Below are 13,095 nucleotides of genomic sequence, written 5' to 3'. Positions count from 1 at the left end.
ATCACGCCGCATGCGCATTGATCGTCACAGCATTTCCGAAGAGTCCCTCGCGTCCGCTCTGGCGGCCGTCCCCGAGCAGCTGGACCGGGACACCGGCCTCGCCGAGAACGGCGGCCCGCTCAGCATCGGGATGCTCGCCGACATGCTGCTCGACTACGCGGCGGCGCGCACCGTCGAGGTCGACCCGCGCATCGAGACCCGCGAGACCTGGCGCGCGCTGACCTCGGCCGCGTCGCTGTACCGGGACTACGCGCGCGCCCGGACCGTCCCGGCCGGCGGCGAGGTCCGCGCCTTCGTCGACTACCTGGGCGCCGGGTTCGGCTTCCTGCAGGAGCGGGACGAGAGCCTGAGCGCACGCGACTGGGTCTGGGCCTACCAGGTCGCCCTCGCCATCGGCACGGACGACGTCCTGACCGGCCTGCGCCCGCTGGTCCGGTCCCTGCCCGAGGACGACGACCTTCAGGGCTTCCGCGCCTTCTGGGCGAAGCGGCCCGCCGAGACCTACCCGGACTCCCACGAGGGCCGGATGCTGCACGCGATCGCCGAAGGCGACGCCGCCGCCTTCGGCGCCGCCCTGACCGCGGCGCTGGAGCGGCACCGCGAGCGGGCCGGGAGGTACCCGCGCGACCTGATCGCCTGGGGGCCGCTGGCCATGGCCGCTCTCGCGCACGAGACCGGCCTGCCGATCGAGGTCGAGTCCGGCTACCTCCCCCGGCGGCTGTTCACACGCGCGGGGCCCAAGAAGCCGAGCGCGGACGGCCCGATCGCCCGCCCCGACTTCGGCGCCGACCGCGCCGCCCGCTGGCTGAAGAACGCCGGCGAGGGTTCCCGGCAGGGCGAGGATGTGGATCTCGCGTTCGACCCGAGGGTCCAGGCCCGGTTCTCGGCGATGGCCCGTCCCGGGAACACCATGATGATGGCGCTGTCGTTCCGCTCCGTGCTGGACCCGCGCGCCGAGAGCACCGCGTACACCGACGGGCTGGTCCTGGCGAGCGAGTCGTTCGCGTCGGCGTTCCGGCTGGCCTCGGTCCCGCGCGGCACACCCATCGCCGTCACGCTGGGCGGACGCACCGAGGAGCTGCCCGCGTCCGGGCCGAACCGGGACGCCTCCGACTGGAACTACGCGAGGGCCGCCGCGCTGGCATGGACGTCCCGCAGGCAGGCGGATCTGGCGGTCCTGGCCGCGTTCAACGCCGGCGACCTCCACACCACGCTCCCGGACACCACCGCCTACGCGCGCGCGTGCCATGCCGTCCTGAGCGGACGGGACCCGCGTCCGCATCTGCGGGATGCGCTGGCCAAGACCTCCGGCGATGAGCACTGGGAGTGCCTGCGCAACCCCCGTGCCCGGCTGCTGGAGCGCATCGCCGAGGACGACGCGGACGGCTTCAACGCCGTCCTCGCCGAGGCGCTCGGCCTCTACCGCGACCACTACGGCATGGGCGAGGACATCGACGGGCAGCTCTCCTTCGACGCGCTCGGACTGGCCTGCCTCGCCCACGACCGGGGCATTCCGGTGCGGGTCGAGTCCGACTACCTGCCGCGCGCGGTGATCGAAGGGCTCAGCCCGCAGTGACGACCGGCCCGCTCGACGATCACCGCACCACGCCGCCCCGGGGGCCCAGACGCCGTCAGCCGGCGGGGGACCGGCCGACGACCTCGACGGGCACGCCGCCGCGCGGGCGCATCGCGGTCACGCTGGCCGGCGTGGCGGCGGGGGACAGCAGCCGCAGCCGGGTACGGCGCAGCAGGCACGCCAGCATCGTCTTCAGCTCGACGGTCGCCAGCGTCGAGCCGATGCAGCGGTGCGGGCCGCCGCCGAACGGCAGGTACGTCGCGGGCGTGGCGGGGCGGTACAGGTCCGAGGACGGGTCCCACCGTTCGGGACGGAACCGGCCCGCCTGCGGCCACACGTCCGGCATCCGGTGGGTGACGTAGGGGGAGTAGAACACCATCGCGCCCGCCGGGACGCGGTGCCCGGCGTACTCGAAGTCCTCCACGGGCACGCGGGCGCTGAGCGGGGCGGGCGGGAACAGCCGCAGCGTCTCGCTGACGACGCCGTCCAGGTAGGTCAGCGCGGGCAGGTCGGCGGCCGTCGGGGGCCGGTCGCCGAGCACGCCGGCGACCTCCCGGCGGGCGCGCTCCTCGGCGCCCGGATGGGTCAGCAGCGCGTACACCGCCCACGCCATCGCCGCGCTGGTCGTGTCGTACCCGGCGGAGATGAGGCTGATGACCTGGTCCTGGAGTTCCTGCCGGGTCAGGCCCGTGCCGTCCTCGTCGCGGGCGTCCATCAGCATGCCGAGCACGTCGTCGTGGGCGGTGCCCTCGCGCAGCCGCCGGTCGATCTCCTCGTCCACCCGCCGGGCGACCAGCGCGCGGGACGCGGCGACGCGCCGCGAGTACGGGTTGGGGACCGACCGCAGCATCAGCTGCAGGACGAAGTTGCGGTCGACGCCGGCCAGCGCGGCCTGCAGCCGCCGCCCGATCACCTCGGCGTCGGCGGCGAGCCGGTCGCCGAACAGCACCTCGACGGTGCTGCGGCGGATCACCGACCGCAGTTCGGTGTAGGCGTCCAGGGTCCGGCCGGGGAACCAGCCGTCCAGGGCGGCGTCGGTGTTGGCGGCCATCCGCTCGACGTAGGCGCCGACGCGGCGGTGGTGGAACGCCGGCTGGACCAGGCGGCGCCGCCGGCGGTGGTCGGCGCCGTCGCTGACGATCAGCGCGGTCTCCCCGTTGACCGGCACCAGCAGGTCGAACGCCTCCCGCCAGCGGAACAGGCCGGAGTTGGCGAACACGAACGCGTTGGCGTCCGGCCCGAACAGGTGCACCAGCGGTTTGCGCCGCGACCCGACGGCCGCGACCGGGCCCGCCTCGGCGTACAGCCGCAGCAGGCTCGCGCACGGGTTCATCGCGAACCCGATCCCGTGCCGGGCGGTCAGCGAAAGCGACGGGCCGCCCGGCACGCGCACGCCGGTCGTGCGCGGCCTGCCCGCCGGGATCTGGAGTGTCACGCGCCCACTATGGCACGCCCCTGCGGGCGGCCCGTCCGGGCGCGGTGGGAGGATGGGGGCGTGGAGGAGACCGAGATCGTTCCGGGCCGGCCGGTGGCCGGATGAGCGGGCGACCGGAGGGGCCGTTCCCGCCCCGGCAGGATCCCCCCAAGCCCGGCACGCAGACGGTGGACCGGTCGGTCGCGGTGCTCCGCTCGTTCGAGGCCGACGCCCGGCAGACGCCCACCGAGATCGCGCACCGGCTCGGGCTGTCGGTCAGCACTGCGCACCGCATCGTCCACGCCCTGCACGCCACCGGGATGCTCGGGCAGGACCCGGTGACCGAGCGGTACTTCCTGGGCCCGACCACCGCGATCCTGGGCCGGCTGGCGCTGGAGCGGATGGGTGCGACGCTGCTGCAGCCGGAGCTGACCGCGCTGCGGGACGGGACGGGTGAGGCCGTCAGCCTCGGTGTCCGCGCCGGCGACGAGGTCGCCGTGATGCTGCACCTGCCCTCCCCCCATCCGCTGCGCTACGACCAGCCGCCGGGCGGCCGCAACCCCATCCACGCGTGCGCGATGGGCAAGTCGCTGCTGGCGTTCGGCGACGGCCCGGTCGCGATGGACGAGCCGTTCAGCCGCTACACGCCCGCGACCCTCACCACCCGCGAGGACCTGGGCGCCGACCTGGACCGCGTCCGCGACCGGGGCTACTCCCTCAACGACGAGGAGCGCCTGCCGGGGGTGCGCGCGGTGGCCGCGCCGGTCCGCGACGGAAGCGGGCGCGTGTTCGCGGCCGTGGCGCTACAGGGCCCCTCGGTCCGCTTCGGCGACGACCGGCTGCCCGTCCTGGCCGAGGCCGTCGTGGCCGCCGCCGGGCGCCTCACCGACCTGCACCGGTACCTGTCCTAGCGACCGCGGCGGCGGGCGAGGGCGCGGGCGGCGGCGGTCATCGAGCCGAGCCGCGCCACCTCGCGCAGGATCCGTCCCCGGTGCAGGTCCAGCATCACCGCAAGGTATCAACGACACTGATGGGCCGCCCAGAAAAACGTACTTTGTCCTATGGGTGGTGGAGGGACGATGATCGGTGCATGAGCCCACCGGCCGAGCAGGCCCTCTCGATCCACGAGGCGCAGCGGGAGTTCACCGCCGGCGTCGCCTACCTCAACACCGCCACCTACGGGCTGCCGCCCCGCGCGGCGCACGAGGCGATGCTCGCCGCCGAGCGGGACCGGGCCGCCGGGCTGATGACCACCGCGGCGCTGGACGAGGCGGTGACCCGCTCCCGCGAGGCGTTCGCGCGGCTCCTCGGGGTGCCCGCCGCGCGCGTCGCCTGCGGGCCGCAGGTGTCCTACTTCGTCGGGCTGGTCGCGGCGTCGCTGCCCGCCGGGTCCACGGTCCTGGTCGCCGACGGCGACTTCACCTCGCTGCTGTGGCCGTTCGCCGCCCGGGCGGGGCTGACCGTCCGGTCCGTGCCGCTGGAGCGGATCGCCGAGCAGGTCGACGGCGGCACGGACCTGGTCGCGGTGTCGGCCGTGCAGTCCGCCGACGGCCGCATCGCCCCCATGGACGACCTCATCGCCGCCGCCCGCGCGCACGGCGCCCGGATCCTGCTGGACGCCACCCAGGCCGCCGGATGGCTGCCGCTGCCGGCCGCGGACGTCGACTGGCTGGTGTGCGGCGGCTACAAGTGGCTGCTCGGCCCGCGCGGCACCTGCTTCCTCACCGGCACCGGCGAGGCCCTGGACGCGCTTCCGGCCATCGGCGCCGGCTGGTACGCGGGCGCCGACATCTGGGACTCGGTCTACGGGCTGCCGCTGCGGCTGGCGCCGGGCGGGCGGCGGCTCGACCTGTCCCCGGCGTGGCAGTGCTGGGCCGGGCACGCCCCCGCCCTGGAACTGCTCGGCCGCGTCGGCGTCCAGGCCGTCCACGACCACGACGTGGCGCTGGCGCGGCGCTTCCGGGCCGCGCTGGGCCTGCCGCCCGGCGACTCGGCGATCGTGTCGGTGGCCGTCCCCGACGGCACCGCCGACGTGCTGCGCGCGGGCGGGGTGATCGCCGCTGTCCGCGCGGGACGGCTGCGCTGCGCGTTCCACCTGACCACCACCGAGGCCGACGTGGACAAGGCCGCCGGGCTGCTCGCCCCGCTCGTCGCGCCCGCGGGCTAAAGATCTTACAAGGTTCGAACAAGGTGGCCTGACGGGGCCGTTCACGCCCGTCCGGGCGGTCGGCGCGTCCTACGTTCGACCGCATGAACGTACTGCTCACCGGGTCGGCCGGATTCATCGGCTCGCACATCGCCGAGGCGCTGGCCGCCGCCGGGCACCACGTCCGCGGCCTGGACACCCGGCCCGGCGGCCCCGGGGCCGCGGACGTCGGCGACCCCGCCGGGGGCGCCGCCGACGTCCGCGACCCCGGGGCGGTGGCCGGCCTGCTGGACGGCGTGGACGCCGTCTGCCACCAGGCCGCCAAGGTCGGCCTCGGCGTGGACGTGTCCGACCTGCCCGGCTACACCTCCGTCAACGTGCAGGGAACCGCCGTGCTGCTGGCCGAGATGGCCCGCGCCGGCGTCGGCACCCTCGTCCTGGCCTCCTCGATGGTCGTCTACGGGGAGGGCGCCTACACCTGCGACCGGCACGGCACGGTCCGTCCCGGCCCCCGCGCGGAGGAGGCGCTGCGGGCCGGGCGGTTCGAGCCGGGCTGCCCGTCCTGCGGGCGGCCGCTGGCCCCCGGCGTCGTCGGCGAGGAGACCCCGCCCGACCCCCGCAACGTCTACGCCGACACCAAGCTCGCCCAGGAGCACCTGGCCGCCTCGTGGGCGCGGGCGACCGGCGGCTCGGTCGCCGCGCTGCGGTACCACAACGTCTACGGGCCGCGGATGCCGCGCGACACCCCCTACGCCGGGGTCGCGGCGATCTTCCGGTCGCGGCTGCTGGACGGGCGGGCGCCGCTGGTGTTCGAGGACGGCGCGCAGCGCCGCGACTTCGTGCACGTCCGCGACGTCGCCCGCGCCAACGTGCTCGCCCTGGAGCGCCTGGCCGTCGGGCCGCCCGAACCGGGCGGGCTGCGCGCCTACAACATCGCCAGCGGCGAGCCCCGCACCATCGGCGACATCGCCGGCGCGCTCGCCGGCGCGTTCGGCGGGCCCGGCCCGCGCGTCACCGGCGGCTACCGGCTCGGGGACGTCCGCCACATCGTCGCCCGTCCCGACCGCGCCCGCCGCGAACTGGGGTTCTCCCCGTCGGTGTCGTTCGCCGACGGCATGGCCGAGTTCGCCCGGCGGCCCGTCACCAGTTCGTAAGGGTCATTCGCCCGTCACCGAAAGTAGCGTCACGGACGTGATCGATGTGCTTCTCCCGTGCCTCAACGAGGCCGACGCCCTGCCCTGGGTGCTGACGCGGATGCCCGAGGGCTTCCGGCCGCTGGTGGTCGACAACGCCTCCACCGACGATTCCGCGCGCGTCGCCGCCGCCCACGGCGCACGCGTCGTCCCCGCGGCCGACCGCGGGTTCGGCGCCGCCTGCCACGCCGGGCTGCTGGCCGCCTCCACCGGGGTGGTGTGCGTGATGGACGCCGACGCCTCCCTCGACCCGGCCGACCTGCCCCGGCTCACCGCCGCCCTCCACGAGCTGGAGGCCGCGGGACGGCCGGGGCTGGTGCTGGGGCGGCGGCGGCCGTCCGGGCGCGGCGCGTGGCCGCCGCACGCGCGGCTCGGCAACGCCGTCCTGGCCCGGTCGCTGAACCGGCGCGCCGGGACCCGGCTGCACGACCTGGGGCCGATGCGCGCCGCCCGCCGCGAAGACCTGCTCGCACTCGGGCTGGCCGACCGCCGGTTCGGCTACCCGCTGGAGATGGTGCTGCGCGCGTCCCGCGCCGGGTGGCGGATCGCGGAGGTCGACGTGGCCTACCTTCCCCGCACCGGCCGGTCGAAGGTCACCGGGACGGTCGGCGGGACGGTCCGCGCCGTCCGCGACATGCGCCGCGTCCTGACGGAGGTCGCCCCGTGAACGGCGCCGCCGGCCGGGCACCGCTCGCCGATCTGATCGTCATCGCCAAGGAGCCCGTCCCCGGGCGGGTCAAGACGCGGCTCACCCCCGCGTACACGCCCGCCGAGGCCGCCGCGCTGGCCGAGGCGTCCCTGCGCGACACCCTCGCCGCCGTCGCCGCCGCCCCGGCCGGGCGCCGCACCCTCGCGCTCGACGGCGCCCCCGGCCGGTGGCTGCCCCGCGGCCTCACCGTGATCGCCCAGCGCGGCGGCGGCCTGGACGAGCGCCTCGCGCACGCCTTCGACGACGCCTACGCGGGCCGCCCCCTCGTGCTGATCGGGATGGACACCCCGCAGGTCACGCCCGCGCTGCTGGAGCGGGCCCGGCGCGGCCTGGCCCGGCACGACGCGGTGGTCGGCCCGGCGTCCGACGGCGGGTTCTGGCTGCTGGGGCTGCGGCGCCCCGACGCGCGGTTGCTGCGCGGCGTCCCGATGTCGCGGTCCTACACCGGCGCGGTCCTGCTGGCGCGGCTGCGCGCGGCCCGGCTGAACACCGGGTTCCTGCCGCGGCTCACCGACGTCGACACCCCGGCCGACGCCCGCGCCGTCGCCGCCCGCGCCGCGGGCGGCCGGTTCGCCGCCGCCGTGCGGGCCCTGGGCGCCAGGACGGCCGCGGCGTGATCGGCGAACTGTACGAGGAGGCGCTGCGGGGCAGCGGCCCGGTGGAGATCGAGCACGCCGACGGCCGCCGCCGCCCGCTGCCCGTCCAGGACTGGCTGGCGCCCCGGGCCGGCGACGCCGGGCTGCTGGCCCGCTGCGAGGGCGCCACCCTCGACGTCGGATCCGGGCCGGGGCGCCTCACCGTGGCGCTGGCCCGCCGCGGGCTGCCGGTGCTGGGCATCGACCTGGCCCCCGCCGCGGTCGCGCTGACGGTCGCGGCGGGCGGGCCCGCCCTGTGCCGGGACGTGTTCGGCCGCGTCCCCGGCACCGGCCGCTGGCGGACCGTGCTGCTCGCCGACGGCAACATCGGCATCGGCGGCGACCCGGCCGCGCTGCTGCGCCGCGTCCTGGCGCTGCCGGCCCCCGGCGGGCGGGTGCTGATCGAGGTCGAGCCGCCCGGCGCCGGATCCCGGATCGAGCCGCTGCGGCTGCGGTCGGGCCGATCGGTCGGCGAATGGTTCACCTGGGCGCACGTGTCGGCCGACGCCGCCGCCGGCCTCGCCGCCGCGTGCGCCGCGACCGTGACCGAACTCTGGGAGGAGGCGGGCCGGTGGTTCGTCGCCGTGCGCTCGTGAGACCGCGCCCCCCGGCGGTGCTGACGTCGCTGCCGGCGCGGTTCAGCAGCCGCCTGCACGACGAGCGGGTCGCGGCATGGCTGGGCATGGCCCTGGGCGTCAGCTTCCTGTCGGCGTTCGCGACCGGGCTGATCAGCCACTTCATGCAGCATCCGCCCGGCTGGGCGCAGTGGCCGTCGCGGCCGGTGAACCTGTACCGGGTCAGCCAGGGCGTGCACGTGATCGGCGGGCTGGCGACGGTGCCGCTGCTGCTGGCCAAGCTGTGGACGGTCTACCCGAAGCTGTGGCAGTGGCCGCCCGTCCGGTCCGCCGCGCACGGCCTGCGGCGGCTGCTGATGTTCGCGCTGGTCGGCGGGGCGCTGTTCCAGTTCGTCACCGGGGTGCTGAACATCGCCTACTGGTATGCGTTCCCCTTCTTCTTCACCACCGCGCACTACTGGACCGCCTACATCGTCATCGGGGCGCTGCTGATCCACGCCGCCGACGAATGGTCCAAGGTGCGCCGCACCGTGATGACCCGCCCGCAGGACGCGGTGGGACGCCGCGCGTTCCTGTTCACCGCCGCGGGCGCGGGCGGCGTGATCGCGGCGACGACGGTCGGGGAGGCGTTCGCGCCGCTGGCGCGGCTGGCGGTACTGGCCCCCCGCCGCCCCGGCAACGGGCCGCAGGGCCTGCCGGTCAACAAGTCCGCCGCCGCCGCCGGGGTGAGCGCCCCGGCCCGCGACCCCGGCTGGCGGCTCACCGTCACCGGCCGCGTCGCCCGCGAACTCACCCTGTCGCTGGAGGACCTGCGCGGCCTCCCGCAGCACACCGCGCGGCTCCCGATCGCGTGCGTGGAGGGCTGGAGCGCCGGCGGCGCGTGGCGCGGCGTCCGGCTGCGGGACCTGCTGGCCATGGCGGGCGCCCCCGCCGGCGCGCGGGTGCGGATCGAGTCGCTGCAGCGCGGCGGGATCTACCGCACCTCGCACGTCGCCCCGCGGCACTGGCGCGACCCGCTGACCCTGCTGGCCCTCGGCCTCAACGGCGAGGCCCTCCACATCGACCACGGATATCCGTGCCGCCTGATCGCCCCGAACCGGCCCGGCGTCATGCAGACCAAGTGGGTGCACCGGGTGGTGGTCGAGTGAAGGCCCTGGTGACCGCGGCGGGCCTGGCGCTCATCGCCGTGGGCGTGCGCGGCGTCGTCACCGACCTCGACGTCGCCGCGTGGCTGGCGTGGTTCGCGGGCGCCGCGATCCTGCACGACGGAGTCCTGGTCCCGGTCGTCCTCGCGGCGGGGCTCGCGACCCGCCGGCTGCCCGCCGCCTCCCGGCGCATCGTGCGCGCCGCGCTGGTCACGGCCGCGTGCGTGACCGCCGTCGCGCTGCCGCTCGTCCTCGGCCGCGGCCGCCGCGCCGACGAGCCGTCCCGGCTGCCGCTGCCCTACGACCGCAACCTCGCGATCGTGCTGGCGGCGATCACCGCCGCCGCCGGCGCGGCGATCGCCGTCCGCGCGTTCACCGCCCGCCGCCGCCCCCGGCCGCCGGGCCCCGCGCAGAGAGAAGGCCGAACGTGACCCGCACCGAGACCCGCAGGCGGCCCGCGGCGGCGGAGGACGCCGCGCGGCGCGGACGGCCCCGCTGGGCCGCCGTCGCGGTGTGGGCGGGCGCGATCACGGCGGCGTTCGCGGTGGGCTGCTATCTGCGGCGCGCCGGCCTGGCGACCGAGGACCGGCTGCCCCCGCTGCACGCGCGGGCGCGGGGGTGGCCGCCGGCCTGGCGGCTGCTGCCCGCGGCGGCGGTCGCGGCCGCCGCCGTGGCGGCGCTGCCGGTGCTGGCGGCACGGCTGCCGTGGCGGGCGCTGCCGGCCGCCGCGTGGGCGGCCGCGGCGGCGTGGGCGGTGGCGCTGGCGGCCGCCGACGGCTGGGACGCGCTCGCCGCCCCCCTGAATGCCCCCACCGAGTACCCGGCGGGCCTGGCGCAGGTCCGCCCCGACCCGCTGCTGTGGCTGCAGACCTTCACCGAGCGCCTCGGCGGCTACACCACGCACGTGCGGGGGCATCCGCCGCTGCCGACGCTGGTGCTGTGGGCGCTGGAGGCGTCCGGTCCGGACGGCACCGGCTGGGCGGCGGCGTTCATCATCGCGGCGGGCACGTCCGCGGTGGCGGCGATCGCGGTGACGGTGCGGTGCGTGGCGGGCGAGGACCTGGCGCGGGCGGCGGTGCCGTTCCTGGCGCTGGCGCCGGCGGCGCTGTGGATCGCGACCGCGATGGACGCGTTCTTCCTGGCCGTGGGCGCGTGGGGAACGGCGCTGCTCGCCCTGGCGGCCCGCCGCGCCGGGGCGCGGGCGCTCGCCGCCGCCTGCGCGGGCGGGCTGCTGCTCGGATGCCTGCCGTATCTGAGCTACGGGCTGCTCCCGCTGTTCGCGGTGCCGCTGGCGGTGCTGGTGCTGACCCGTCCCCGCCCGCACGTGCTCGCCGCCCTGGCCGCGGGGCTGGTGGTGGTGCCGGCGGCGTTCACGCTGCTGGGGTTCTGGTGGCCAGACGGCGTCCGCGCCACGCTGGAGACGTACCTGGTCAGCCGCGGGTCGGCGCAGCGCTCCTACGCCTACTTCGTCGTGGCGAACCTCGCCGTGCTGGGCCTGCTGACCGGCCCGGCGGTCGCGCACGCGCTGCCTCGTGCGCTGGGGGCGCTGCGCGCCGCGATCCGGGCGAGGGCCGCGTCCCCGCCCGCCGCGGCGGCGGCGCTGGCGGTTGCGGCGCTGGTGGGCGTGCTCGCCCTGGACGCCTCCGGCGTGACCCGCGGGGAGGTGGAGCGGATCTGGGTGCCGTTCGCCGCCTGGCTGCTCGCCGCCGCCGCCCTGCACCGGCCCCCGGCGCGGGCATGGCTGGCGGCACAGGCCGCGACCGCCCTCGCCGTGCAGGCCCTCATCGTGTCCCCGTGGTGAAGCGGCCGTGGTGAAGCGACCGTGGTGACGACTGCCGGCGGCCTCTCTCACCTGCGCTGATACGGCCGCGGGAAAAAACTCGAAGAAAAATCCGGGGAGATGTCGATCCGGCGGGCGCCCGTGCGACGCGTCAGTGAAAGGCCGATGAGACACCCGCACGGAAGGACCACCGCCATGACCGCCACCCAGATCCCCGCCACCCAGATCCCCGCCGCCCGGAACTCCGCCCACGACACCGCCGCCGGCGAGAACCGCCGCGTCCTGCGCAAGGCGCTGTGGGGCGCGCAGATCTTCATCGCGGCGTTCCTGTTCTTCGCCTCGGCGCTGCCGAAGTTCGCCGGGCAGGTGGACGCGGTCGAGACCTTCAACGAGATCGGCTGGGGCCAGTGGTTCCGGTACGTCACCGGCGCCGTCGAGGCCGCCGGCGCGATCGCGCTGGTGATCCCGCGGCTGGCCGGGCTCGCCGCGGCCGGCCTGATCGGCCTGATGGGCGGCGCGGTCCTCACCCAGATCCTGGTGCTGGAGCCCGCGTGGGCGCTGCTGCCCGCCGCGTACGCCGCCGTGCTCGCCGCGGTCGCCTGGGACCGCCGCGCCGAGTCCCGCCGGGTGCTGCGCTCCCTGCGGGGCCGCACCGGGCGGTGACACCGCGCGCACCGCGACGGCGGACGACCCGAGGCCACCCGGCCCGGGTCGTCCGCCGTCGCGCGGGGCCGGGGCGTGCTCGGGACGGCGGTCAGGCGGGCGGCCAGGTGATGAGGGCGTGCCCCCAGGTCACGCCCGCGCCGAAGCCGGCGAGCAGGACCAGGTCGCCGGCCGCGATCCGGTTGTCGCGGACGGCACGGTCCAGGGCGTAGGGGAGGCTGGCGGCGCCGATGTTGCCGACGTCCTGCCCGGCGATCGCCAGCTGCGACGGGTCGAGACCGGCCTCGCCGGCCAGCGCGGCGACCAGCCGCGGGTTGGGCTGGTGCGGGACGACCAGCGCCAGGTCGGCGGGCTTGATCCCGGCGTCCTCGCAGGCCTCGGCCACCAGCCGCGGGAAGACGTCGGCGATGAAGCCGCGCACGGCACGGGCGTCCATGTGGATGGTGTGGCCGAGCCCGGCGACGGTGCCGGCGCCGGCGGGGGAGCGGCTGCCTCCGGCGGGGATGAGCACGTCTCCGGCGCGGGAGCCGTCCGACCCGAGCGTGACCGGGCCGATCCCGTACGGCGGCGCGACGGGCCCGATCACCGCGGCCGCGGCGCCGTCCCCGAACAGCGCGGCGGTGGCCCGGTCGGCGGGGTTGAGGAAGCGCGAGTACACCTCGACGCCGATGACCAGCGCGTGCGGCGCGGGCTCGGGACGGCCGGCGAGCCAGCCGACCGCGGCCTGCAGCGCGTAGACGAACCCGGTGCAGGCGGCGGAGACGTCGAACGCGGCGGCGCGGCGGGCGCCCAGCAGCGCCTGCACGCGGCAGGCGGTGGAGGGGCCCAGCTCGTCGGGGGTGGACGTGCCGAGGACGATCAGGCCGATGTCGCCGGCGCCCAGTCCCGCCTCCTGCATCGCGCGCCCGGCGGCGGCCGCGGCCAGGTCCGAGGCGGCCTGCCCGGGACCGGCGACGTGCCGGTGGCGGATGCCGGTGCGCTCCTCGATCCAGGACGGATCCAGCCCCATCGACCGGGACAGCTCCTCGCTGTCCACCCGCCGGGCGGGCAGGTACGCGCCGGTTCCGCGGATCGCCCACCCCCGAGGCCCGCCGTGCTGGTGGACGCCGTGCTGGTGAACGGCCTGGGAGTGGACGCCGGGGGAGGGGAGTTCGTGCGGTGCTCGTGCCACTGACGGTTGCCAGACGGATCCCATAAGCGAATAATCCCATTTCAGGGCTTATGTTCCATAACTATTGGTTAAGCGGCCTTGTACCAAA

13 protein-coding genes are annotated in these 13,095 nt (G+C 76.7%); 11 read left to right on the top strand and 2 right to left on the bottom strand.

All coding sequences use genetic code 11. From position 1 onward, the window contains the following. Window positions 1-10: 10 nt before the first annotated feature. The gene (locus tag ACGFK0_RS13925; RefSeq protein ID WP_392904347.1) at window positions 11-1,576 is read left to right on the top strand and encodes an Imm49 family immunity protein; all 1,566 of its coding nucleotides are present in this window, start codon (window positions 11-13) and stop codon (window positions 1,574-1,576) included. A 55-nt stretch (window positions 1,577-1,631) separates the two neighbouring features. Here the strand turns inward: ACGFK0_RS13925 and ACGFK0_RS13920 are convergent, their stop codons facing one another. Then, on the bottom strand, window positions 1,632-3,011 hold the full coding sequence (locus ACGFK0_RS13920; RefSeq protein WP_392904345.1) for a cytochrome P450: 1,380 nt from the start codon (window positions 3,009-3,011) through the stop codon (window positions 1,632-1,634). Window positions 3,012-3,112: 101 nt separating this feature from the next. Here ACGFK0_RS13920 and ACGFK0_RS13915 point away from each other — a divergent pair, with 101 nt between their 5' ends. The 10 genes from ACGFK0_RS13915 (at window position 3,113) to ACGFK0_RS13870 (ending at window position 11,836) form a co-directional block, all read left to right on the top strand. After that, window positions 3,113-3,901, top strand: a complete 789-nt coding sequence (locus ACGFK0_RS13915) for an IclR family transcriptional regulator (RefSeq protein ID WP_392904342.1) — start codon at window positions 3,113-3,115, stop codon at window positions 3,899-3,901. 179 nt (window positions 3,902-4,080) lie between these two features. After that, window positions 4,081-5,157 carry an aminotransferase class V-fold PLP-dependent enzyme gene (locus ACGFK0_RS13910; protein ID WP_392904340.1) on the top strand — a complete coding sequence of 359 codons (1,077 nt, stop codon included), beginning with the start codon at window positions 4,081-4,083 and terminating at the stop codon, window positions 5,155-5,157. A gap of 83 nt (window positions 5,158-5,240) precedes the next feature. Next, entirely contained in the window at window positions 5,241-6,290 is a 1,050-nt protein-coding gene (locus ACGFK0_RS13905) for an NAD-dependent epimerase/dehydratase family protein (protein WP_392904338.1), read from the top strand. Between the two features lie 37 nt (window positions 6,291-6,327). After that, on the top strand, window positions 6,328-6,996 hold the full coding sequence (locus ACGFK0_RS13900; RefSeq protein WP_392904334.1) for a glycosyltransferase family 2 protein: 669 nt from the start codon (window positions 6,328-6,330) through the stop codon (window positions 6,994-6,996). After that, window positions 6,993-7,655 (top strand): TIGR04282 family arsenosugar biosynthesis glycosyltransferase, encoded by a 663-nt coding sequence (locus ACGFK0_RS13895; RefSeq protein WP_392904330.1) that lies wholly within the window; start codon window positions 6,993-6,995, stop codon window positions 7,653-7,655. The genes ACGFK0_RS13900 and ACGFK0_RS13895 overlap by 4 nt, the downstream gene beginning before the upstream one ends. Further along, window positions 7,652-8,269: a class I SAM-dependent methyltransferase gene (locus ACGFK0_RS13890; protein ID WP_392904327.1), complete on the top strand. Its 618-nt coding sequence runs from the start codon at window positions 7,652-7,654 to the stop codon at window positions 8,267-8,269. The genes ACGFK0_RS13895 and ACGFK0_RS13890 overlap by 4 nt, the downstream gene beginning before the upstream one ends. Next, complete coding sequence (locus tag ACGFK0_RS13885; RefSeq protein ID WP_392904324.1) at window positions 8,266-9,396, top strand: molybdopterin-dependent oxidoreductase; 1,131 nt, start codon at window positions 8,266-8,268, stop codon at window positions 9,394-9,396. The genes ACGFK0_RS13890 and ACGFK0_RS13885 overlap by 4 nt, the downstream gene beginning before the upstream one ends. Further along, window positions 9,393-9,824 carry a hypothetical protein gene (locus tag ACGFK0_RS13880; RefSeq protein WP_392904321.1) on the top strand — a complete coding sequence of 144 codons (432 nt, stop codon included), beginning with the start codon at window positions 9,393-9,395 and terminating at the stop codon, window positions 9,822-9,824. Before ACGFK0_RS13885 ends, ACGFK0_RS13880 begins: the two co-directional genes overlap by 4 nt. After that, window positions 9,821-11,194 carry a hypothetical protein gene (locus tag ACGFK0_RS13875; RefSeq protein WP_392904318.1) on the top strand — a complete coding sequence of 458 codons (1,374 nt, stop codon included), beginning with the start codon at window positions 9,821-9,823 and terminating at the stop codon, window positions 11,192-11,194. The genes ACGFK0_RS13880 and ACGFK0_RS13875 overlap by 4 nt, the downstream gene beginning before the upstream one ends. A 174-nt stretch (window positions 11,195-11,368) precedes the next feature. Continuing rightward, window positions 11,369-11,836, top strand: coding sequence for a DoxX family protein (locus ACGFK0_RS13870; RefSeq protein WP_392904315.1), 468 nt, complete (start codon window positions 11,369-11,371; stop codon window positions 11,834-11,836). A 91-nt stretch (window positions 11,837-11,927) separates the two neighbouring features. Here the strand turns inward: ACGFK0_RS13870 and ACGFK0_RS13865 are convergent, their stop codons facing one another. Continuing rightward, window positions 11,928-13,007 carry a 3-oxoacyl-ACP synthase III family protein gene (locus ACGFK0_RS13865; protein WP_392904312.1) on the bottom strand — a complete coding sequence of 360 codons (1,080 nt, stop codon included), beginning with the start codon at window positions 13,005-13,007 and terminating at the stop codon, window positions 11,928-11,930. Window positions 13,008-13,095: the final 88 nt, after the last annotated feature.

This window comes from Spirillospora sp. NPDC048823, from assembly GCF_043198445.1.
Lineage (GTDB): Bacteria > Actinomycetota > Actinomycetes > Streptosporangiales > Streptosporangiaceae > Spirillospora.
The sequence above is the reverse complement of the archived record's forward strand: the minus strand, read 5'-3'. Positions and strand labels throughout refer to the sequence as shown.